Source organism: Nonomuraea sp. NPDC001684, assembly GCF_053596515.1.
The window spans coordinates 1-22444 of the sequence record NZ_JBSFGJ010000027.1 but is presented as its reverse complement, the minus strand read 5'-3'; the positions used below and the strand labels follow the sequence as shown (position 1 = coordinate 22444).

At 71.7% G+C, this 22444-nt stretch carries 19 protein-coding genes and 1 pseudogene; 12 read left to right on the top strand and 8 right to left on the bottom strand.

The window, feature by feature from the left end:
* Positions 1-38 precede the first annotated feature (38 nt).
* The 5 genes from ACWCSD_RS08490 (at position 39) to ACWCSD_RS08470 (ending at position 5258) form a co-directional block, all read left to right on the top strand.
* Positions 39-797: a succinate dehydrogenase cytochrome b subunit gene (locus ACWCSD_RS08490; protein ID WP_352324154.1), complete on the top strand. Its 759-nt coding sequence runs from the start codon at positions 39-41 to the stop codon at positions 795-797.
* Positions 794-2719, top strand: a complete 1926-nt coding sequence (locus tag ACWCSD_RS08485) for a fumarate reductase/succinate dehydrogenase flavoprotein subunit (RefSeq protein WP_352352917.1) — start codon at positions 794-796, stop codon at positions 2717-2719. Before ACWCSD_RS08490 ends, ACWCSD_RS08485 begins: the two co-directional genes overlap by 4 nt.
* Entirely contained in the window at positions 2716-3456 is a 741-nt protein-coding gene (locus tag ACWCSD_RS08480) for a succinate dehydrogenase/fumarate reductase iron-sulfur subunit (protein WP_352352916.1), read from the top strand. The genes ACWCSD_RS08485 and ACWCSD_RS08480 overlap by 4 nt, the downstream gene beginning before the upstream one ends.
* A 135-nt stretch (positions 3457-3591) precedes the next feature.
* A complete protein-coding gene (locus tag ACWCSD_RS08475; protein ID WP_352352915.1) occupies positions 3592-4122 on the top strand; it encodes an RNA polymerase sigma factor in 531 nt (176 codons plus the stop codon).
* A complete protein-coding gene (locus ACWCSD_RS08470; RefSeq protein ID WP_449913702.1) occupies positions 4119-5258 on the top strand; it encodes a CU044_5270 family protein in 1140 nt (379 codons plus the stop codon). Before ACWCSD_RS08475 ends, ACWCSD_RS08470 begins: the two co-directional genes overlap by 4 nt.
* A 21-nt stretch (positions 5259-5279) precedes the next feature.
* Here ACWCSD_RS08470 and ACWCSD_RS08465 read toward each other — a convergent pair whose 3' ends face one another.
* A complete protein-coding gene (locus ACWCSD_RS08465) occupies positions 5280-6218 on the bottom strand; it encodes an anti-sigma factor RsbA family regulatory protein (protein WP_449913699.1) in 939 nt (312 codons plus the stop codon).
* A 266-nt stretch (positions 6219-6484) separates the two neighbouring features.
* On the opposite strand from ACWCSD_RS08465, the gene ACWCSD_RS08460 reads away from it, so the two are divergent.
* Positions 6485-7672: an RtcB family protein gene (locus ACWCSD_RS08460; protein WP_358294426.1), complete on the top strand. Its 1188-nt coding sequence runs from the start codon at positions 6485-6487 to the stop codon at positions 7670-7672.
* Between the two features lie 53 nt (positions 7673-7725).
* On the opposite strand, the gene ACWCSD_RS08455 is transcribed toward ACWCSD_RS08460, so the two are convergent.
* Positions 7726-8115, bottom strand: coding sequence for a VOC family protein (locus ACWCSD_RS08455; RefSeq protein WP_358294425.1), 390 nt, complete (start codon positions 8113-8115; stop codon positions 7726-7728).
* Positions 8116-8376: 261 nt separating this feature from the next.
* Here ACWCSD_RS08455 and ACWCSD_RS08450 point away from each other — a divergent pair, with 261 nt between their 5' ends.
* On the top strand, positions 8377-8796 hold the full coding sequence (locus tag ACWCSD_RS08450; protein WP_358294424.1) for a spore-associated protein A: 420 nt from the start codon (positions 8377-8379) through the stop codon (positions 8794-8796).
* Positions 8797-8850: 54 nt separating this feature from the next.
* Here the strand turns inward: ACWCSD_RS08450 and ACWCSD_RS08445 are convergent, their stop codons facing one another.
* Genes ACWCSD_RS08445 through ACWCSD_RS08425 form a run of 5 tightly spaced genes read right to left on the bottom strand, consistent with a single transcriptional unit; the run spans position 8851 to position 15861 of the window.
* Entirely contained in the window at positions 8851-9471 is a 621-nt protein-coding gene (locus ACWCSD_RS08445) for a phosphotransferase (protein ID WP_352352909.1), read from the bottom strand.
* 48 nt (positions 9472-9519) lie between these two features.
* A complete protein-coding gene (gene narI / locus ACWCSD_RS08440; RefSeq protein ID WP_387677196.1) occupies positions 9520-10200 on the bottom strand; it encodes a respiratory nitrate reductase subunit gamma in 681 nt (226 codons plus the stop codon).
* The gene (gene narJ / locus ACWCSD_RS08435) at positions 10197-10751 is read right to left on the bottom strand and encodes a nitrate reductase molybdenum cofactor assembly chaperone (protein WP_449913697.1); all 555 of its coding nucleotides are present in this window, start codon (positions 10749-10751) and stop codon (positions 10197-10199) included. Before narJ ends, narI begins: the two co-directional genes overlap by 4 nt.
* Entirely contained in the window at positions 10748-12349 is a 1602-nt protein-coding gene (gene narH / locus ACWCSD_RS08430) for a nitrate reductase subunit beta (RefSeq protein WP_397161244.1), read from the bottom strand. The genes narJ and narH overlap by 4 nt, the downstream gene beginning before the upstream one ends.
* Complete coding sequence (locus ACWCSD_RS08425) at positions 12349-15861, bottom strand: nitrate reductase subunit alpha (RefSeq protein WP_397161242.1); 3513 nt, start codon at positions 15859-15861, stop codon at positions 12349-12351. Before ACWCSD_RS08425 ends, narH begins: the two co-directional genes overlap by 1 nt.
* A 45-nt stretch (positions 15862-15906) precedes the next feature.
* Here ACWCSD_RS08425 and ACWCSD_RS08420 point away from each other — a divergent pair, with 45 nt between their 5' ends.
* Genes ACWCSD_RS08420 through ACWCSD_RS08410 form a run of 3 tightly spaced genes read left to right on the top strand, consistent with a single transcriptional unit; the run spans position 15907 to position 20583 of the window.
* A complete protein-coding gene (locus ACWCSD_RS08420; RefSeq protein ID WP_449913696.1) occupies positions 15907-17082 on the top strand; it encodes an MFS transporter in 1176 nt (391 codons plus the stop codon).
* A 55-nt stretch (positions 17083-17137) separates the two neighbouring features.
* On the top strand, positions 17138-18826 hold the full coding sequence (locus ACWCSD_RS08415; protein WP_358294417.1) for an ABC transporter ATP-binding protein: 1689 nt from the start codon (positions 17138-17140) through the stop codon (positions 18824-18826).
* Positions 18827-18828: 2 nt separating this feature from the next.
* Positions 18829-20583 carry an ABC transporter ATP-binding protein gene (locus tag ACWCSD_RS08410; protein ID WP_449913695.1) on the top strand — a complete coding sequence of 585 codons (1755 nt, stop codon included), beginning with the start codon at positions 18829-18831 and terminating at the stop codon, positions 20581-20583.
* Here ACWCSD_RS08410 and ACWCSD_RS08405 read toward each other — a convergent pair.
* The gene (locus tag ACWCSD_RS08405; protein ID WP_397161235.1) at positions 20580-21455 is read right to left on the bottom strand and encodes an MBL fold metallo-hydrolase; all 876 of its coding nucleotides are present in this window, start codon (positions 21453-21455) and stop codon (positions 20580-20582) included. The two genes, ACWCSD_RS08410 and ACWCSD_RS08405, sit on opposite strands and share 4 nt — an antisense overlap.
* 64 nt (positions 21456-21519) lie before the next feature.
* Between ACWCSD_RS08405 and ACWCSD_RS08400 the strand changes: the two genes are divergently transcribed.
* Together ACWCSD_RS08400 and ACWCSD_RS08395 are read left to right on the top strand one after the other, a co-directional pair.
* Complete coding sequence (locus tag ACWCSD_RS08400) at positions 21520-21948, top strand: MarR family winged helix-turn-helix transcriptional regulator (protein ID WP_397161233.1); 429 nt, start codon at positions 21520-21522, stop codon at positions 21946-21948.
* 48 nt (positions 21949-21996) lie between these two features.
* Positions 21997-22444: pseudogene (locus ACWCSD_RS08395) on the top strand (hypothetical protein); the annotation flags it as partial.

The following is a 22444-nucleotide window of genomic DNA, read 5'->3' as shown; positions in this document are numbered from 1 at the left end:
ACTTGGACGGATCATTGCTGGATACCTAGCGTTCAAACGTGACTGCCACGATAGAGCGCGGCGCCGCCACCGCGCCTGTTAACGCCCCCAAGGGTGCCTCGCCCGCACCGACGTCCAAGAAGCCGAGCCGGTTCCTGAGCTCGTCGAACGGCAAGAAAGTCGTCATGGCCGTCACGGGCGCCGTGATGGTGTCCTTCCTCGTCCTGCACATGCTGGGCAACCTGAAGATCTTCCTCGGCAAGGACTCGTTCAACGAGTACGCCGTCGCCCTGCGCACGCTCCTTGAGCCCATCGCGCCGTACCGGACGGTGCTGACGATCCTGGAGATCGGGCTCGTCGTCTCGGTCGTGCTGCACATGTGGGCCGCGATCTCGCTGGCGCGCAAGGCGGCCAAGGCCCGTCCGGTCAAGTACGTGGCCAAGAAGTCGCAGGCCAACGGCTACGCCACGCACATCATGCGGTTCGGCGGCCTGACGATCCTGCTGTTCGTGATCTGGCACCTGCTCGACCTGACCTTCGGCGTCGTCAACCCCAAGGGCTTCGACTCCGAGCCCGCCGAGCGCATGGTCGCCGGCTTCGACCCGTCCCGCTGGTGGGTGACCCTCATCTACCTCGTGGCCGTCGTCATGGTCGGCCTGCACCTGCGGCACGGCATCTGGAGCGCCTTCCAGACGCTGGGCTGGGCCAACCGCAGCCGCTACCGCGGCCTGCGCCTGACGGCCGCCCTCGTCTCGGCGGTCCTGGTCGTCGGCTTCCTGGCCCCGCCCCTCGCCATCACGTTCGGAGTTGTGAAGTGAAGTACACCGAAGGCTCGGAGATCCGGGACACCAAGGCGCCCGCCGGTCCCATCGAGGAGCGGTGGGAGAAGCGGAAGTTCAGCGCCAAGCTGGTCAACCCGGCCAACAAGCGCAAGCTCAACGTGATCGTCGTCGGCACCGGACTGGCGGGCGGCTCGGCCGCGGCGACCCTGGGCGAGCTGGGCTACAACGTCAAGTCGTTCTGCTACCAGGACACGCCCCGGCGCGCCCACTCCATCGCCGCCCAGGGCGGCATCAACGCCGCCAAGAACTACCGCGGCGACGGCGACTCGATCTACCGGCTCTTCTACGACACGGTCAAGGGCGGCGACTTCCGCGCCCGCGAGTCGAACGTCTACCGCCTGGCCCAGGTGTCGGTGAACATCATCGACCAGGCCGTGGCCCAGGGCGTGCCGTTCGCCCGCGAGTACGGCGGCCTGCTGGACACCCGCTCGTTCGGCGGCGCCCAGGTCTCCCGCACCTTCTACGCCCGCGGCCAGACGGGCCAGCAGCTCCTGCTGGGCGCCTACCAGGCGCTGGAGCGGCAGATCGCGGCCGGGACCGTGGAGATGCACACCCGCCACGAGATGCTCGACCTGATCGTCTCCGACGGCCGGGCGCGCGGCGTCATCGTGCGCGACATGGTGACCGGCGAGATCGAGCGGCACCTGGCCGACGCCGTGGTGCTGGCCACCGGCGGTTACGGCAACGTGTTCTTCCTGTCCACGAACGCCAAGGGCTGCAACACGACGGCCATCTGGCGGGCGCACGAGCGCGGGGCGTACTTCGCCAACCCGTGCTACACGCAGATCCACCCGACCTGCATCCCGGTCTCCGGCGAGTACCAGTCGAAGCTGACGCTGATGTCGGAGTCGCTGCGCAACGACGGCCGCGTGTGGGTGCCGCTGCGCAAGGACGACGACCGGGCCCCCGGCGACATCCCGGAGGAGGAGCGCGACTACTACCTGGAGCGCATCTACCCGGCCTTCGGCAACCTCGTCCCGCGTGACATCGCCTCCCGCGCCGCCAAGAACGTCTGCGACGAGGGTCGCGGCGTCGGCCCCGGCGGGCTGGGCGTCTACCTCGACTTCCGCGACGCCATCGGCCGGCTCGGCCGCGACGCCGTGGAGAAGAAGTACGGCAACCTCTTCGAGATGTACGAGCGCATCACCGGCGAGAACCCGTACGACGTGCCGATGCGCATCTACCCCGCCGTCCACTACACGATGGGCGGCCTGTGGGTGGACTACGACCTGCAGTCCACGATCCCCGGCCTGTTCGTGATCGGCGAGGCCAACTTCTCCGACCACGGCGCGAACCGGCTCGGCGCCTCGGCGCTGATGCAGGGCCTGGCCGACGGGTACTTCGTGCTGCCCACCACGATCGGCGACTACCTGGCCAACGGCCCGTACGGCGAGGTGGACGAGGAGGCCGTGGCCGAGGCGGAGATCAAGGTCCGGACCCGGATCGACCGCCTGATGTCGGTGAACGGCACCCGCACCCCCGACTCCTTCCACCGCGAGCTGGGCAAGCTCATGTGGGACTACTGCGGCATGGAGCGCACCGAGGAGTCGCTGCGCAAGGCCCTGGAGCGCATCCCCGAGCTGCGCGAGGAGTTCTGGAAGAACGTCAAGGTGTCCGGCACCGCCGAGGAGCTGAACCAGGTCCTGGAGAAGGCCGGCCGCGTCGCCGACTTCTTCGACCTGGCCGAGCTCATGTGCCTGGACGCCCTCGTCCGCACCGAGTCCTGCGGCGGCCACTTCCGCGCCGAGTCGCAGGACCCCGACGGCGAGGCCCTGCGCGACGACGAGCACTTCGCGCACGTCTCGGCCTGGGAGCGCACGCCCTCCGGCGAGACGGTGCTGCACAAGGAACCGCTCGAGTACGAGTACGTCAAGATGACCCAGCGGAGCTACAAGTGAACCTGACCCTCAAGGTCTGGCGTCAGAGCGCCCCCTCGGACGCCGGGCGCATGGTGACGTACCGGGTGGAGGACGTGTCCCCGGACATGTCGTTCCTGGAGATGCTGGACGTGCTGAACGAACGGCTGATCCTGGAGGGCGACGACCCGATCGCCTTCGACCACGACTGCCGCGAGGGCATCTGCGGCATGTGCGGCATGGTCATCAACGGCGTGGCGCACGGCGAGCAGCGCGCCACGACGACCTGCCAGCTGCACATGCGCCACTTCGAGGACGGCGCCGAGATCACCATCGAGCCGTGGCGCGCCGCGCCGTTCCCGGTGGTCAAGGACCTGGTCGTGGACCGCAGCGCGTTCGACCGCATCATCCAGGCGGGCGGCTTCGTCTCGGTCCCGGCCGGCTCGGCCCCGGACGCGCACAGCGTCCCGGTGCGCAAGGAGGACGCCGACGCCGCGTTCGACGCCGCGACCTGCATCGGCTGCGGCGCCTGCGTGGCCGCCTGCCCGAACGGCTCGGCCTCCCTGTTCACCGCCGCCAAGATCACCCACCTCAGCCTGCTGCCCCAGGGCCAGCCCGAGCGCCTGACCCGCGCGAAGGCCATGGTGGACCAGATGGACGCCGAGGGCTTCGGCGGCTGCACGAACACCGGCGAGTGCACGGCGGTCTGCCCCAAGGGCATCCCGCTGGACACCATTGCCCAGATGAACAGCGACTACCTCAAGGCCAACGCCAAGTAGGCCAGGTCGAGCAGGCCCCGTCCCGGAACGCCACCGGGGGCGGGGCTTCTGCTTTTCCGGCGAGCTGTAACAACACGGACGTTCCCACCACTTCCCGGTGTCAGAAGAACGCATCAGGGACGAAGGGGCTGCGCGGTGACGGATGATTCCCACCGTTTCACCGGCATGTACGACGAATGCCGACAACGGGTGTGGGCCTACGCGGTCAGTCGCGCGGGCCGGCAGGTGGCCGACGAGGTGGTGAGCGAGACGTTCGCCATCGCCTGGCGGCGGCTGGACGACGTGCCGGAGCCGCCGCTGCCGTGGCTGCTCGGCGTGGCGCGCAACCTCCTGCGCGACGACGCCCGCTCGCAGGCGCGCAGGGACGCGCTGGCCGCCGAGCTGAGCTCGTGGACCGAGGACGGCCGCCCGGACGTGGCCGAGCAGGTGACCGAGCGCATGGGCGTGCTGCGGGCGCTGGCCGAGCTGCACGAGGACGACCGGGAGGTGCTCATGCTGGTCGCCTGGCACGGGCTGTCGCCCAAGGAGGGCGCCCGGGTCGTCGGCTGCTCGTCGGCGGCCTTCCGCGTCCGGCTGCACCGGGCCCGCAAGCGGCTCACGCGCGCCATGGAGTCCGCCGAACCGTCCCGTCCCTATGTGCGCAACCTCAGCGAGGAGTGGTCATGAACCCGATGGACGAACTCAGGGCCGCGCGGCCCGCGCACCTCGGCGACCGGCCGGTGGACGAGCACACCAGGGCCGCCGAGCTCGCGCACGCCATGTCCGGGCCGCGCGGGTCCCGGCGCCGGCGCACGGCCGTACGGCCGGTGTGGGGGCTCGCGGCCCTGGCGGCGGGGGCGACCGCGGTGGCCGTCGTGGTGGCGGGGAACGCGGCTCCGACGCCCGGGAAGCAGGCTCCGCTGGCCGGGCAGAGCGCGTCGGCGACGCCGCGCAAGGTCACGCTGTCGGCCAGGGAGGTGCTGCTGGCCGCCGCGGAGAAGGCCGACCGGCAGCCCGACCGTACCGGCGACTGGTGGTACACCGTGACGGTGAGCAGGCACGCCTACCCCGCCGTCAAGGGCGGGTACCTGGTGCTGGACCGGCAGCGCGACGAGGAGTGGACGCCGCGCGCGACCGGCGGCGAGCAGTGGAGCCGCACCCGCCGGCTCGGCGCGCTGCCCGCGAGCGAGGCCGACCGGCTGGCCTGGGAGCAGGCGGGCTCGCCCGCCGGGATCGAGGTGGTCGTGCCGATGAAGAAGGTGGCCCCGCTGACCCTGCGGACCTCCCCGGACAAGGCCACGACCTCGCACAGCCCCCTGGTCGACGGCGACAAGGTGTTCTGGCTCGGCCGCAACGTCACGATGAAGGACCTGCGCGGCCTGCCGGACGAGCCGGCGAAGCTGAAGAAGTGGCTGCTCGACTCCTACGACGGGCATTCCACCGAGTCGTCCAGCGTGGAGATGTCCGCCGACACCTGGCTGTTCACGGTCAGCGTCGGGCTGATCGTCTCCATGCCGGTGACGCCGCAGGTGCGCGGCGCCGCCTTCCGCATGCTGGCCGGGCTCGACTCCGTCAAGGTCATCGAGAACGTCACCGACGCCGAGGGGCGTACCGGCACGGCCGCGGCCATCCAGCAGAGCGACGAGCGCACCGGCGTGCGGGAGAGCCGCCTGATCTTCGACGAGGCCACCGGACGGGCGCTGGGCACCGAGAGCGTCCTGGTCGAGCCGCGCGGACTGTGGAAGAGCTTCGAGCCGGGCACGGTGTCGAGCTCCGAGGCCGTGCTGGAGGCCGGCTGGACGGACGCCGGCCCCAAGCGCTGAGCCCTGCGGCGGTCCGCGCCGTCAGTCGCGCAGCAGGTGCAGGCGGAAGCGGGTCCCGGCCGGCTCGGAACGCACCTGGAGCAGGTCGCAGAGCTGGCGCACCACCCACAGGCCGTGCCCGCGCAGGGCGGTCGGGGCGGGCGGCAGGTAACCGGGCAGGACGGCCGTCAGCTTGCCCGGGTCGGTCACGTCGCACACGACGGCGTTCCCGTCGGTCCAGATCGCGAGGTCGCCGTGCCCGCCGCCGTGCTCGACGGCGTTGGCGGCGACCTCGTTGACGGTCAGCAGCAGGCGGTCGGTCAGGGCGCGGGACAGGCCGAGTCGTTCGGCGGTCGCCCGCACGTGCCGGCGCACGCGGTGCAGGTCGCCGTCGAAGCGCAGGTCGGCGGCCCCGGGCGGCGGAGGCGGCAGCGGGTCGTGGTCGGAGGCGTGGCTGAAGGACTCGGGCTCGACGTAGTCGGTGCTGGCACGGGGGCCGTCACCGGTCAGCAGCCCCGGATGGGTCCGGCGGGCGCCGCCGACGACCCGGTCCGGGACCGCGCGCACGTCGAAGGCGCAGACCATCCAGGCCGCGCGGGCGGCGAACGCGGCGTTGAGCACCGACTCGTACCGGGTCCACTCGGCCTCCTCGACCGGGGTGCGGCCGTGCCAGACGGGCTCGCCGATCACCCTGACGCGGGGATGGGCGTCGAGGTAGCGGCCGTAGGCGGCCAGGGTGCGGCCCGGGGCGTCGTACCAGCCGCCGGCCTCGACGAACTCGACCTCGCCCGCGTCGCCGCCGAGGGCCCGCGCGAGCAGGCCGATGTTGGCGGCCGTGGTCACCACGAGCACCCTGTCCCGCGCGGCCAGCCCGTCGCGGCAGAAGGGCACGGCCGCGGCCAGGAAGCCGGCGTCGGTGGAGTAGACGAGCGCCTGGTGGACCAGCGGATGCTCGTCCGGCTGGCCGGCGACGGCGATCATGTGCGCCCCGTTTTCTCCGCGACGGCGAGCTGCTGCCCGGCCACGATCGGTTGGAGGGGTCGGGCCGTTCTCAACGGTATATCTCCCGGGTGCGCGCATACAGGGTGTATGTCGGCACACCACGGTCACCATAGCCAATGGAGCGCGGACCCGGACCGGGCTTGCCAAGATCTTCGGGGGCGGGGGCCGTACTAAATTGGTTGCAGGGGGTATGTCGTGTCTGGCCAGATAGATCGTGTTCATGAAGGCGGCCGGGAGGAGGCGACATGGCGTACAACGAGGTGAGCGGGACCAGGCATCCGCTGCGGATGTGGGCGGAGCCGGAGACGGTGGAACCGCAGGCGATGCAGCAGTTGCGGAACGTGGCCAACCTGCCGTGGGTCCATGGCGTCGCCGTCATGCCCGACGTGCACCACGGCAAGGGGGCGACGGTCGGGTCGGTCATCGCGATGAAGGACGCGGTGTCGCCGGCGGCCGTCGGGGTGGACATCGGCTGCGGGATGACGGCCGTGAAGACGTCGTACAAGGCGTCGCAGCTTCCCGACAACCTGGCCTACCTGCGGGGGAAGCTGGAGCAGGCGGTCCCCGTCGGCTTCCAGCACCACAAGCGGCCCGTCGATCCCGGCAAGGTGCACGGGATGCGGACGGCCGGGTGGGCGGAGTTCTGGCGCGAGTTCGACGACCTGGCCCCGGCCGTCCACGCCCGCCGCGAGCGGGCCGAGGCGCAGATGGGCACGCTCGGCGGCGGCAACCACTTCCTGGAGGTGTGCGCCGACGACGAGGGCTGGGTGTGGGTGGTCCTGCACTCGGGGTCGCGCAACATCGGCAAGGAACTGGCCGAGCACCACATCGGGGTGGCCCGCCGCCTCTCCCACAATCAGGGCCTGGTGGACCGGGACCTGGCGGTGTTCCTCGGCCACACCCCGGAGATGGACGCCTACCGCCGCGACCTGTACTGGGCCCAGGACTACGCGCGCCGCAACCGGGCGCTGATGATGGGCCTGGTCTGCGACGTCCTGCGCCGTCACCTGCCGGGCATCGGCTTCGACCAGCCCATCTCCTGCCACCACAACTACGTGGCCGAGGAGCGCTACGACGGGGTGGACGTGCTCGTCACCCGTAAGGGGGCGATCCGGGCGGGCAGCGGAGACCTGGGCATCATCCCGGGCTCGATGGCCACCGGCACGTACATCGTGAAGGGGCTGGGGAACCCGCGGGCGTTCAACTCGGCCTCGCACGGGGCCGGCCGGAAGATGAGCAGGACCAAGGCCAAGAAGACGTTCACGGTCAAGGACCTGGAGGAGCAGACGTTCGGGGTCGAGTGCCGCAAGGATCCCGGGGTGATCGACGAGATCCCGGGGGCGTACAAGGACCTGGAGTCGGTGATGGCCGCGCAGCGTGACCTGGTGGAGGTCGTGGCGCACCTGCGGCAGCTCATCTCCATCAAGGGCTGAGGCCCGCACGGCCCTGAGACGGGCCGTGCGGGTGCGCGGTCACGCGGGACGGCTCAGGGGTGCGGGGCCGTCCCGGCGCGCTCCGCGGCGCTGCGCAGGACGCAGAACTCGTTGCCCTCGGGGTCGGCGAGCACCGCCCAGCCGGTGCCGTCCGGCTCGCGCAGGTCGGCGATCAGGGTGGCGCCCCGGCGCACCAGGCGCTCGACCTCCTCGTCGCGCGTGGAGTCGGGACGCAGGCACAGATGCAGCCGGTTCTTGGCCGCCTTCGGCTCCGGCACCTTGTTGAAGTGCAGGATCGGGCCCTCCTTCAGCATCACCCGCGTCTCCTCGTCACCCGGGCGGTCCTCCGGGTGAACCGGACAGCCGGTCACCTCGCTCCAGAACCGGGCGAGCTCGTACGGATCCGCGCAGTCGATCGCGACATTCTGCAATACCGACACCATGGTGGGATCCTCCCCCAAAGCAGGGCGCATGTCGCAGGAGACCCGCTCGGTCTCGGCGCCGCTGTGGCGGAGATCACGCGGCTCGCCGCGGCGCTGGGATGACCCCGCCGCACCTGCGCGGTCGCCCCCGGGACGAGCCGGAAGGCCGTGGATTACGGGGGAGCCGAAATCGCATTTGTGTGTTGTTCGCCTGCTGTTCGCTTTCTTGATCACTCGCTGCGCGAAGCTGACGGGCGTTCAAGAGCGACAGTAAGGATGAACATGCGCACGATCACCAAGACGCTCTTCGCCGCGGGCGTGCTCGCCTGCGGTCTGGCCGCCGCCCTGCCCGCACAGGCCGCCGTCGCCGCCGTGGACCCGGCCGGCGTGTGCGGGTCCGGGTTCCGCGTCATCGACTCGCACCCGTTCAAGTCCGGCAGCACGGCGCTGGGCACGATCTACCTGTCCTACAACTCCGGCACCGGCAAGAACTGCGTGGTGACGGTCAACAAGACGCCGTACACGCGGTGGATGCGGGCGACGCTGAGCGTGCAGGGCGGCGCGACCAAGACCGACGCCGGTGAGTTCAAGTCGTACGCCGGGCCGGTGATCCTGTCGGCCGTGGACACCTGCGTCAAGTGGGGCGGCGCCTGGGACGAGTCGCCGTACGTGTGGACCAGCGGCTGGAGCCACTGCGGCTGATCCCCGTCAGGACGTCCGGGCCTCGCTCCCGGGGCTCGGGCACCGCGGGACGCGTCAGGCGCTCCAGGCGGCGGTGCGGTCGAGGCGCTCGCGCCACAACTTCTCGCCGCCCCCGCCCGGCTCCCACCGGCCGCAGAACTCCAGCAGGTCGCGGCAGCGCGCCACCATCGACGCCTGCCGCTCGGCCCAGGACGGCACCGGCCCGCCGTAGGCGTCGAAGAAGCGCGGCAGCAGGGAGACGTGCTCGGGGTGGTGGCTGCGGACGATCCACTCGCACCAGGCGAGGTCCTCCACCGGCCGGCCCGGATGGGCCCACTCCCAGTCGAGGATCGCGGTGGTCTCGAACGTGGCGGGGTCGAACAGCAGGTTCTGGGGCCCGTAGTCGCCGTGCACGATGCCGAGGCGGTGGATGCGGGCCAGGACCCGGCCGCACTCGGCCAGCACCTCGGCGGCGCGGCCCTCGTCCAGCAGGTCCTGGCCGTGGGCGCCGGCCACGAAGCGGGTGGTCAGGCTGGTGGCGGTGATCTGGTGCACGCGCGGCACCGGCAGCCGGCCGCGCAGCCGGCGCAGGTATCTGCTCTCCGTGCCCAGCCTGAAGGCGGCCTCCGGGCCCTGGTAACACTTGACGACCAGAGCGCCGTCGCCGACCGTGCTGTTGGTGTACCCGTGCTCCACAGCCAACGATTCTGACGCACCCGCCCCCGTTCCGGGCGGCGCGGCGCGCTATCGGGACCGGGCCCGATACACGATGTAAGGGCGGAACAAATAGGTGATCGGCGCCGAAAGGGCGTGCACGAGGCGGCTGAACGGGAAAAGCACGAACAACGCCATCCCGATCACGGTGTGCACCTTGTAAAGGATGCTCGCGTGCCCCATCGCGGTGGCGTCCGGGTTGAGCACGAAGACGCCGCGGAACCAGGGGGCGACCGTCGTCCGGTAGCTCACCTCGCTCGGCACGAAGCCCGCCACCGTCGTCACCACGCCCGCGACGATCGACGCGGCGAGCACGACGTACATGGTCTTGTCGTTCTTCGTCGTGGCCAGGAAGACGGGCCCGTTCGTGCGGCGGCGGTAGACCAGCAGGGCCAGCGCCACCAGCGTGGCCAGCCCGGCCAGGCCGCCCCAGATCAGGGCGTTGGCGTGGTACGCCTCGTTCGACACGCCGATCGCGTCCGTCCAGGAGAGCGGGACGAGCAGGCCGGTCACGTGCCCGATGATCACGAAGATCAGGCCGTAGTGGAACACCGGGCTGGCCACGCGCAGCAGCGGGCTCTCGTAGAGCTGGGACGACCGGGTGGTCCAGCCGAACTTGTCGTACCGGTACCGCCAGATCAGGCCGCCGATGAAGATCACCAGGGTGACGTACGGCGCGACCACCCACAACATGCTCTCGCCCCAGCTCACCGGTACCCTCCCACGGTCTCGGCGGGCGGCCCTCCGGCGGCCAGGCGGTGCGCCGCGGCGCGTTCGGCGGCCGTGGGCGACGGCAGGGCCGCGCACACCACCCCGATCACCTCCGCGTACGGCGAGCCCAGCTCGGTCAGGGCGGACAGCAGCAGATCGAGCCCGATGCGATGCTCCCGCAGCAGCGCCGCCCCGGACGGGTCGAGCGCCGCGAACTCCAGCACGACCGGCAGGAAGTCGGGCAGCTCGTCGTCCATCAGCTCCCAGCCGGCCACGCGGTAACGCTGCTTGAGCGCGGCCAGGGACGCCCCGCGGCGGCGGGTGTCGCCGTCGGTGTAGTAGGTCAGGTAGAGGCAGCAGCGCCGGTGCAGGTCGAACGTGTCGACGTAGTGCGCGGCCAGGTCGCCCGCGTCCATGTCAGCGATCCGCGCCAGGAACGCCGCGAAGGGCGGCTCGGCGGCCTCCCTGATCAGCGGCAGGCGGCGGTGGAAACGTTCGTCGGGGTAGGCGAGCAGGTGCGCGGCAGCCTGCCAGATCACGGCCTTGTTCATGATTTTCCCTTTTTCGGCGGGAAGAGTCCTGCGGGGATGCCCCGGCCGTCCCAGTTGAGGAGGTTCACCCGGTCGTGGGTGATCTCGTCGCTGGTCTGGCGGTCCCTGAGGCCGTGGAAGGACTCGACGGAGACCGGCAGCGGCTTGCCCGACGCCTCCCCGAAGGGGGCCTGCATGCCGGGGCCGCCGTAGTAGTCGAGGCTGCAGCCGGCCTCCTCGACCACGCCGGGCACGTTGCCGTACGCGGTCGGGATCACGTACCGCTCCTCGTACTTGGCCAGGGCCAGCAGGCGGTACATGGACCTGATGTCGTCCTCGGTCAGGCCGGTGTCCGGCAGGACCGGCTCCTGCCCCAGGTTGACGCCTCGCATGTACGAGCGCATCGCGGCCAGACGGCGCAGCGCGGCCGTCACCGGGACGGGATCGCCCGCGGTGAACAGCTCGGCCAGGTACTCCACGGGGATGCGCAGCGACTCGATGGCGGCGAACAGGTTGTCCGCGTCCTCGCCGTCGTGCCCGGTGTTCGCCAGGGCGTCCACGACGGGGGAGAGCGGCGGGACGTACCAGACCATCGGCAACGTCCGGTACTCCGGGTGCAGGGGGAGCGCTATGCGATATTTCATGATCAGGTCGTAGACCGGGGACCTGCGGGCCGCCTCGATCCAGTCGGCGGGCAGCCCCGACGCGGCCACCGCCGGGTCGTCGGGGTCGACGAAGACGCCGAGCTGGGCCTCGTACAGGTCCCGCTCGTCCGCCACCGAGGCGGCCTGGCTCACCCGGTCGGCGTCGTAGAGCAGCACCCCGAGGTAGCGCAGGCGGCCCACGCAGGTCTCCGAGCACACCGTCGGCAGCCCCACCTCGACCCGCGGGTAGCAGAACGTGCACTTCTCGGCCTTGCCGGTCCGGTGGTTGAAGTACACCTTCTTGTACGGGCACCCCGTCACGCACATCCGCCAGCCCCGGCAACTGTCCTGGTCCACCAGGACGATCCCGTCCTCGGCCCGCTTGTACATGGCCCCCGACGGGCAGGAGGCCACGCAGGACGGGTTCAGGCAGTGCTCGCAGATGCGCGGCAGGTAGAACATGTACGCCTGCTCGAACTCCAGCCTGACCTGCTCCGACAGCTTCCCCAGCACCGGGTCGGGGGACGGGTCGCCGCCCAGGTTGTCGTCCCAGTTCGCGCTCCAGCGGATCTTCATGGGCTCGTTGCTGATCAGCGACCGCGGCGGCGCCACCGGGACGTCGTCGGACAGCGGGGCCCGGGTCAGGTTCTCGTAGTCGTAGGTCCAGGGCTCGTAGTAGTCCTGGATGGAGGGCATGAGCGGGTTGGCGAAGATGTTGGCCAGCTTGCGGAACCGGCCTCCGGCGCGGAGTGTCAGCCGGCCCCTGCGGTCGAGCTTCCAGCCGCCCCGCCAGCGTTCCTGGTCCTCGTACCGGCGGGGGTAGCCCTGGCCGGGGCGGGTCTCGACGTTGTTGAACCAGACGTACTCGACGCCGGGACGGTTGGTCCAGGTCTGTTTGCAGGTGACGGAACAGGTGTGACAGCCGATGCACTTGTCCAGGTTCATCACCATGGCGATCTGAGCCATGATCTTCATCAGTAGCGCACCTCCTGCGACCTGCGGCGAATGGTGGTGACCTCGTCCCGCTGGTTGCCCGTGGGGCCGAGGTAGTTGAAGGCGTACGAGAGCTGGGCGTAGCCGCCGATCATGTGCGTGGGCTTGATCAGCACCCTGGTCAGCGCGTTGTGGATGCCGCCGCGGCGGCCGGTCTCCTCCGTCTTCGGCACGTCGATCAGGCGGTCCTGGGCGTGGAACATGTAGACCGTGCCCTGCGGCATGCGGTGGGACACGATGGCCCTGGCCACCACGACGCCGTTGCGGTTGACCGCCTCGATCCAGTCGTTGTCGGCGATGCCGAGCCGGGTCGCGTCCTCGGTGGACATCCAGATGGTCGGGCCGCCGCGCGACAGCGACAACATGAGCAGGTTGTCCTGGTACTCGGAGTGGATCGACCACTTGGAGTGCGGGGTCAGGTAGCGCAGGGTGGCGCTCTCGCCGAAGAGCTCGGCCATGTCCAGCGGCGGGCGGTAGACCGGCAGGGCCTCGCCGTACTCGTGCATCCAGTCGTGGTCGAGGAAGAAGTGCATGCGGCCGGTGAGCGTGTGCCAGGGCTTGCCGTTCTCGACGTTGATCGTGAACGGCGAGTAGCGGCGGTCGTGCGCCTCCTTGCCCGACCACTCGGGGCTGGCCGCGACGTGCGTGGGCCGGGCCTGGGTGTCGGCGAAGACGATGCGGTGGCCCTCGTCGATCAGGTCGTCGAAGCTGCGGCCGGTGCGCCGGGCGAGCTGGCGGAAGCCCTGGGCGGCCAGCCTGCCGTTGCTCACCCCGGACAGCGCGAGGATCGTCTCGCACGCCTTGGCGTCGGTGTCCAGCTCGGGGCGGCCCTTGGCCACGCCGCGCGGCACCAGGCCGCAGCGCTGGCCGAGCCAGGCGACCTCCTCGTCCGGCATGAAGGTCACGCCCTTGACCTGGAGGCCGAGCCGCTCGGTGAGCGGGCCGAGCGCGGCCAGCTGCTCCGCGACCGCGCCGTAGTCGCGCTCGACCACCTTCAGCGTCGGCTCCGGCGCGCCGGGCGCGCGCCCGCCCGGCTGCCCGGTCTCGCCCGGCGTGTCGTGCTGGTACGGGACCACCACGACGTCCTTGCGCACCCCCAGCCGCTCCTTGGCCAGCGCGCTGAAGGCCCTGGCGATGGCGTGGAAGGCGGCGAAGTCCGTCCTGGTCTCCCAGGGCGGCGAGATGGCCGGGTTGAACGCGTGCACGAACGGGTGCATGTCCGTCGAGGACAGGTCGTACTTCTCGTACCAGGTGGCGGCGGGCAGCACGATGTCGGAGTAGACCGTCGAGGACGTCATCCGGAAGTCCAGCGTGAGCAGCAGATCCAGCTTGCCCCTCGGCGCCTCGGGGTCGGGCTGCTCCAGGTTCGACGTGGCGCCGAGCAGGTGGTGCAGGAAGTACTCGTTGCCCTTGGCCGACGAGCCGAGCAGGTTCGACCGCCACAAGGTCAGCACCCGCGGCCAGTTGGCCGGGTCGTCGGGGTCCTCGGCGGCGTGCCGGAGCCTGCCCCGCCGCAGCTCCTCCAGCGTGTACGCCACGGGGTCCTCGTGCTCGCCCAGCTCCAGCGGGTTGCGGTCGAAGGCGGGCGACATGGGCATCCAGCCGTTGCGCACGGCCTCGGCCACCAGGTCGGCCGTGTGCCTGCCGCGGAACGCGCCGGGCCCGAGCGGCGAGGTCAGCGCGCCCGCGTCGAACCGGTCGTAACGCCACTGGTCGGTGTGCAGGTACCAGTACGGCGTGCCGGGCGCCTGCCGCGGCGGGCGCGACCAGTCGAGCGCGCCGGCCAGCACCGCCCAGCCGCTCTGCGGACGGCACTTCTCCTGGCCGACGTAATGGGCCCAGCCGCCGCCGTTGCGCCCCTGGCAGCCGGTCAGCAGCAGCAGCGACAGAAAAGCCCGGTAGATGGTGTCGCCGTGGAACCACTGGGTGGCGCCCGCGCCCATGATGATCATGCATCGGCCGCGGGTGGTCTCGGCCGTCCTGGCGAACTCACGGGTGATCTTGACCACCCGCTCGGCCGGGACGCCGGTGACCGGCTCCTGCCAGCCCGGCGTGTACGGCTCGGCCGCGTCGTCGTACCCGCCGGGCCAGATCCCCGGCAGGCCGGGCCTGGGGACGCCGTACTGGGCGAGCAGCAGGTCGAACACCGTGGTCACCAGCCGTCCGCCGACGCGGGCGACCGGCACGCCGCGGCGCAGGGAGCCCTCGCCGTCGAAGCGCGGCAGCAGGAGCTGGGCCGACTCGCCGCCGTACAGGGTGAGCTTCGGGTCGACGTCCAGGTCGAGGTTCCAGCGGCCCTCGCCCGAGTCGGTCCAGCGGAAGCCGACCGAGCCGTTCGGGACCACCGGCTCGCCGGACCCGGCCATGAGCACGGTCTTCCACTCGGCCGCCTCCTCCGCCGAGCCCAGGTCCTTGGCCGTGAGGAACTTGTCCGGCACGTACGCGTCCTCGTGCTCGCGCAGCGTGACCAGGAAGGGCAGGTCGGTGCAGCGCTTGACGTAGTCGGTGAAGTAGGGCACCTCCCGGTCGACGAAGAACTCCTTCAGCAGCACGTGGCCCATGGCCATGGCCAGGGCGCCGTCCGTGCCGGGACGCACGCTCAGGAACTCGTCGGCGAACTTGGCCGCGTCGCTGTAGTCGGGCGAGACCACCACGACCTTCTGGCCCCGGTAGCGCGCCTCGGCCATCCAGTGGGCGTCCGGCGTGCGGGTGACCGGGACGTTGGAGCCCCACATCACCAGGTACGCGGCGTCCCACCAGTCGGCCGACTCCGGGACGTCGGTCTGGTCGCCGAACACCTGCGGCGAGGCCACCGGCAGGTCGGCGTACCAGTCGTAGAAGGAGAGCATCGTGCCGCCGATCAGCGACACGAACCGGGAGCCGACGGCGTGCGAGACCATCGACATCGCCGGGATGGGCGAGAACCCCGCGACCCGGTCCGGCCCGTACGCCTGGATGGTGTGCACGTGCGCCGCGGCGATCATCTCGACGGCCAGGTCCCAGGTCACCCGGACGAGCCCGCCCCGGCCGCGCGCCCCCTGGTAGCTCGCCCGCTTCTCCGGATCGGTGGTGACCTCGGCCCAGGCGGCCACCGGGTCGCCCAGCCGCTCCCGCGCCTCCAGGTAGAGCCGGACCAGCACGCCCCGCGCGTACGGGTAGCGGATCCGGGTCGGCGAGTAGGTGTACCAGGAGAAGGCCGCCCCGCGCGGGCAGCCGCGCGGCTCGTACTCCGGCCGGTCGGGACCCACGCCCGGGTAGTCGGTCTCCTGCGTCTCCCAGGTGATGATGCCGTCCTTGACGAACACCTTCCACGAGCACGAACCCGTGCAGTTCACGCCGTGCGTCGAGCGCACCACCTTGTCGTGACTCCACCGGTCCCGGTAGAACGCGTCGCCTTCCGTGCCGCCTTTCAGGTAGAGAGTCCGCAGGTCACCACTGGTGGCCGATCTGCGGAGGAACCGACCGGTCTTCAGCAGGAGATCCTCGGCGCTCATACCCCCACTTCATCACAGAAGGTGACCCTCTGTTACACAGGGTGTATGTCTGCGCTTCGTAAAGGTCAGGTGCGGAACCTGGCGCTGGCCACGGCGGCCTTCGCCGTGACGTTCTGGGCCTGGAACCTCATCGGTCCCCTGTCGGGCAGTTACAGCAGGCAGCTGCACCTGTCCGCGACACAGACCTCGCTGCTGGTCGCGATCCCGGTGCTGGTCGGCTCGCTCGGCCGCATCCCGGTGGGCGTGCTGGCCGACCGGCTCGGCGGGCGGCGCATGTTCGCGGTCATCTGTTTCGTGTCGATCGTGCCCGTCCTGTTCGTGGGCTGGTCCGAGTCGTACGGGTGGCTGCTGTTCTGGGGGTTCCTGCTGGGCATCCCCGGCACGTCGTTCGCCATCGGCATCCCGTTCGTCAACGCCTGGTACGAGCCCGCCCGCAGAGGGTTCGCCACCGGCGTGTTCGGCGCCGGCATGGGCGGGACCGCGCTGTCGGCGTTCTTCACCCCCCGCCTGGTGGAGGAGTTCGGCCGGTTCGCGACCCACCTGCTCATGGCCGCGGTGCTCGCCCTGATGGGCGTGATCATGATCGGCGGCAGCCGCGACTCGCCCGCCTGGTCGCCCGCCACCGCCCCGGCCCTGCCCAGGATGCGCGAGGCCACGAAGCTCAGGGCCACCTGGCAGTGCGCCTTCCTGTACGCCGTCACCTTCGGCGGCTTCGTGGCGTTCTCGACGTACCTGCCTACCCTGCTCCAGAACGTCTACCACTTCGCCCAGACGGGCGCCGGGCTGCGGGCGGCCGGGTTCTCGATCGCCGCCGTCGCCGCCCGGCCGATCGGCGGCACGTTGTCCGACCGGATCGGGCCGGTCAGGGTGCTGCTCATCTCGCTGGCCGGGACGGTCGTGATGGCGGTCGCGCTGTCGTTCCGGCCGCCCGCCGAGGTGCCCGCCGGAGCCTGCTTCGTGCTCATCGCCTTCTTCCTCGGGCTCGGCACGGGCGGTGTCTTCGCCCTGGTCGCCGAGCTCGTCGAGGCGTCGAAGGTGGGGACGGTGACGGGGCTCGTGGGCGCGGCCGGCGGGCTCGGCGGGTACTTCCCGCCGCTGGTGATGGGGGCCGTCTACGGCGCGTCCGGGTCGTACACCGTGGGCTACCTGCTGCTCGCGCTGACCGCCCTGGTCACGTTGATCTACACCGTGCGCACGTTCCGGCACGTGCCCGATCGTTAGCCAGGCGAAAAACCGTTTGCCGGGCCGGGCGCCGGCTTGTCAACCTTGTCAGACCATGCGCTCCCTTCCTGAGGCCGATCCCGGCCTGCCCGACATCCGCAGCCCGCTCCGCTACCTGTGGTGGAACGCGCGGCGTCAGGCGCGTGCCCTGCTCGCCGGCATCGGCTTCGCCACCCTGTGGTGGCTGGTGCAGGCGCTCGTGCCCGCGGTGCTCGGCAAGGGCATCGACGCGGTCACCGCCAAGGACACCCGGGCGCTGCTGACCTGGGCGTCGATCCTGCTCGGGCTGGGGCTGCTGCAGGCGTTCACCGGGATCATGCGGCACCGGATGGCGGTGTTCAACTGGTTGTCGGCCGCCTACCGCACCGTCCAGCTGACCGCGCGGCAGGCCGCCAGGCTCGGGGCGACGCTGCCCAAGAAGGTCTCGACCGGCGAGGTCGTCAGCGTCGGCAACTCCGACATCGCCCACATCGGCAGCTCCATGGACATCCTGCTGCGCGGCACCGGGTCCGTGGTGGCCATCGTCGCGGTCACCGTGATCCTGCTGACGACCTCGGTCCCGCTCGGGCTGCTCGTGCTGTTCGGCGTGCCGCTCATGGCGCTCGCCGTCTCGCCGCTGCTCAAGCCGCTGCACCGGCGGCAGAAGCGGCAGCGCGAGCTGACCGGCGACCTGTCCACCAGGGCCGCCGACATCGTGGCCGGCCTGCGGGTGCTCCGCGGCATCGGCGGCGAGCAGGTGTTCGCCGGCCGCTACGGCGAGGAGTCCCAGCGCGTGCGGCACGCCGGGGTGGGCGTGGCCCGGGTCGAGTCGCTGCTCGAAGGCGCCCAGATCCTGCTGCCCGGCCTGCTCATCGCGGTCGTCACCGGCATCGGCGCCACGTTCGCGGTCGGCGGCGAGATCAGCACCGGCGACCTCGTCGCGCTCTACGGCTACGCCGCCTTCCTCATCGGCCCGCTGCGCACCTTGACCGAGGCCGCTGACAAGCTCACCAAGGGTCACGTCGCGGCCCGCCGCGTCATCCGCATCCTGGCCATCGAGCCCGAGGTCGCCGGCGGCACCGAGACCAGCGGCGGCGGCGTGCTGCGCGACTGCTACAGCGGCGTCACCCTCCAGCCCGGCATGCTCACCGCCGTCGCGGCCGACGCGCCCGAGGAGGCCGCCGCCATCGCCGACCGCCTCGGCCGGTACGCGCCCGGCGACGTCACCTTCGGCGCCGTCGAGCTGGCCTCGCTGCCCATGGCCGAGATCCGCGCGCGCATCCTGGTCGCCGGCAACGACGCCCGCCTGTTCACCGGCAGGCTCAGGAACGAGCTCGACGTCCGCGACGCGGCCACCGACGAAGACGTGCGCGCCGCCCTGCACGCCGCCTGCGCCGAGGACATCGTCGAGGCGCTGCCCGACGGCCTCGACGCCCAGGTGTCCGAGGCCGGGCGCGAGTTCTCCGGCGGCCAGCAGCAGCGGCTGCGCCTGGCGCGGGCCCTGGTCGCCGACCCCGAGGTGCTCATCCTGGTCGAGCCCACCAGCGCCGTCGACGCCCACAGCGAGGCCCGCATCGCCGAGCGGCTGGCCAAGGCGCGCGCCGGCCGCACCACCATGATCTGCACGACCAGCCCGCTGGTGCTCGACCGGGCCGACCACGTGGTCTACGTGGCCGGCGGCCGGGTGCTGGCCGAGGGGACACACCGGCACCTGCTGGACGCGTCCCCCGAGTACGCCGCGACCGTGACCCGAGGGGAGGGCTGACCGTGGCCCGCGAGATCCTGCCGGTCGCCGACCGGAAACAGGTGCGCGCCTACGCGCGCAGGCTGACGCTGAAGTACCCGCGGCAGCTCACCGTCGCCCTGGCCCTGCACGGCCTGGCCGCCGTCGCCGGGCTCGTCGTGCCGTGGCAGCTCGGCAGCCTGGTCCAGACCGTCCAGGACGGCGGCGAGGTCGACGGGCTGCTCGTGGCCGTCGTCATCGGCGCGTTCCTGTTCCTCCAGGGCCTGCTGGTCCGCTTCGCCGTGCTCGCCTCGGCCAGGCTGGGCGAGAAGGTGCTGGCCGAGCTGCGGGAGGAGTTCGTCGACCGGGTGCTCGGCCTGCCGCTGTCCACGGTCGAGCGGGCGGGCGCCGGCGACCTGATCACCCGTACCTCCCGCGACGTCGACTCGTTGTCCAGGACCGTCCGGCACGCCGTGCCGGAGACGCTCATCGCGCTGGTCACGTTCGTGATCACCATGGGCGCGCTGGTGCTGGTCAGCCCGCAGCTCATGCTGCCGATGCTGGTCGCCGGCCCGCTGATCTGGTTCGCCACCCGCTGGTACCTCAAGCGGGCGCGCGACGGCTACCTGCGCGAGAACGCCGCGTACGCCGACATGACCGAGGGCCTGGCCGAGACCGTCGAGGGCGCGCGGGCCGTGGAGGCGCTCGGCCTCCAGGAACGCCGGCGCGCGCGCACCGACGGCGACATCAGCCGCTCCTACGCCGCCGAGCGCTACACCCTGGGCCTGCGGACGCTCTGGTTCCCCGCGGTCGAGCTCGGCTACGTGATCCCGGTGGTCTCCACGCTCCTGGTCGGCGGCCTGTTCTACACCAACGACTGGGTGACGGTCCAGCAGGTCACCGCCGCCCTGGTCTACGCCCAGCAGCTCATCGACCCGCTCGACCGGTTCCTCATGTGGATCGACGAGCTCCAGGTGGGCGGCGCCGCCATGGCCCGGCTGCTCGGCGTGGCCAACGTACCCGACGACCGCGAGCCGTCCGCGGCCCGCCCGGCCGGCGAGCTGCTGCGGGCCGACGACGTCAGGTACGCCTACCGCGAGGGCCGCGACGTGCTGCACGGCGTGTCGCTGACCGTCGAACCGGGCGAGCGGCTGGCCATGGTCGGCCCGTCGGGGGCCGGCAAGTCCACGCTCGGGCGGCTGCTGGCCGGCATCCACGGGCCGCGCACCGGCGAGGTGAGCGTGGGCGGCGTGCCGCTGGTCGACCTGCCGCTCGACGACCTGCGCGGGCACGTCGCGCTGGTCACCCAGGAGCACCACGTCTTCAAGGGCACCGTCCGCGACAACCTGCTGATCGCCCGCCCCGGCGCGGACGACGCGGCGGTGCGCGCGGCGCTGGCCGCCGTCGACGCGCTCGACTGGGTGCAGGCGCTGCCCGAGGGGCTGGAGACCGAGGTCGGGTCCGGCGGCGCCGCCGTGCCGCCCGCGCAGGCCCAGCAGCTCGCGCTGGCCCGGCTGGTCCTGGCCGACCCGCACACGCTGGTGCTCGACGAGGCCACCTCGCTGATCGACCCGCGGGCCGCGCGCCACCTGGAACGCTCGCTGGCCGCCGTCCTGGAGGGCCGTACGGTGATCGCCATCGCCCACCGGCTCTACACCGCGCACGACGCCGACCGCGTGGCCGTCGTGGAGGACGGCCGGATCACCGAGCTGGGCCCGCACGAGGAGCTGGTCGCCGAGGGCGGCTCGTACGCGGCCCTGTGGGCGAGCTGGCACGGCACCCCCGCCGCCACCCCCTAGGCCACGGGCTCCCAGACCGGCCCTTCGGCCGTGTCCCGCGCGCGGCCGAAGACCACGTCGGCGAAGTGGATGCCGAAGCCGATCGTGTCCGGCCGCAGCAGCTCCTCGACCAGCCGTCGCCGGTGCACGGTCGACTCCACGCGGTCCAGGTCGGAGCCGGCCGGCCACTCGGGACGGCGCACCTGCACGGGGGAGTGCAGGGCGTCGCCGAAGGCCAGCAGCCGCTGTCCGCCCGAGGTGATCGTGTAGGCGGTGTGCCCGGCGGTGTGGCCGGGCGCGAACGTGGCCCGCACGCCGGGGAAGATCTCCTCGCCGTCGCCGAACGTCCTGACCCGGGGAGCCATGGTCGTCAGGGCCTCCGCCGGCGTGCCGAAGTCGAGCGTCCGGTGGCGCTCGGTCCATTCGGGCTCGGCGAACAGGTACTCGGCGGCCGGGAACGCGGGCCCGCCGGCGGCCGGGTGCCAGGCCCAGCCGATGTGGTCGATGTGCAGGTGGGTGAAGGCCACCGCCTCGACGTCCTCGGGACGGCGGCCCAGCCGGGCGAGGTTGTCCAGCAGGTCGCCGCCGCGCAGCTCGCCGATCAGCGGGTCGGCCGGGTCGTCCGGCTGGTGCACCGGGCCCACGCCCGCGTCGATCAGCAGGGCCCGCTCGCCCGCCTCCACCAGCAGGCCGCCGATGCCGGCCACGAGGTTGCCGGTCTCGTCCAGGTGGTCGGCGTTCTCGGCCCAGTCGCGCTCGGTCGTGCCCGGCAGCCAGCCGTACGGCTTGAGCCGCACGCTCCCGTCGGGCACGAACGTGACCTTGAGATCGCCGACCCGCAACGACCGGAGGGTGGACGGGCGGCGCAGACGAAGGCTCTCAGAAGTGCTCATGGCAGAAACTTATAGCTAGAACCTTTCAAGTTGCAAACATCCAAGCTTGAGGTAGTTTTGCGGTATGACAACGTCCGAAGCCGAAGCGCGGGCCGCGGCCGAGCGGAACCTCTGCGGCCTGGTGGGCGCGCTCGCCAGGCAGATCGAGGGGCACGTCAGGGAACGCGCGGCCGCGCTCGACCTCACCACCGCCCAGGCGGTGGCGCTGCGCGAGCTGACCGGCCCGATGACCATGAGCGACCTGGCGGGGCGCATGGGGTGCGAGCCCTCCAACGCCACGTTCGTCATCGACCGGCTGGAGCAGCAGGGGGTGGTGGAGCGCCGCCCCCATCCCAGCGACCGCCGGGCCAAGCTGCTGGTGCTCACCCAGGAGGGCGCCGGCCTGCGGGAGCGCCTGCTGGGCCTGCTGACCGAGGGCTCGCCGCTGGCCGCGCTCACGCCCGACGAGCAGTCCGTGCTGCAGGAGCTGCTGGAGCGGGCGGCGCCGCGGTAGCGCCTGCCGGGGTTGCGATGATCGTCCGGCGCTGTCAGCATCGTCGGAGTGAGCACCTGGCAGCGCGCCTGGGAAGGCGTGCTCGGACTCCTCGCCCTGCTGGGCCTGGCACTCGTCCTGATCACTACGGTCAGTGACCGCCTGCTCGACATCCTCGCCCACGCCGGGCAGCTCGGCCTGATCGTCATGGGGTTCGGCCTGTCGCTGCGCACCGGCACGCCCAATCTCGCCGTGGGCGCGGTGGCGGCCGCGAGCGCCGCCTTCGTGGCGTCCACGGCGGGCGCCGGGGTGCCGCTGCCGCTGGCGATGCTGCTCGCGCTCGTGCTCGCCGGGCTCCTGGGGGCCGCCATGAGCGCGTTCACGATGCTGCTGACGGCCCCGGCCTGGGCCGTCACGCTCGGGGCCGCCGTCGTGTGCGAGGCCGTGGCCGTCGCGCTGCTCGGCGACGGGACGATCCCGCTGGAGACCGCCGCGCTCTATCCCGGCCCGCTCGGGT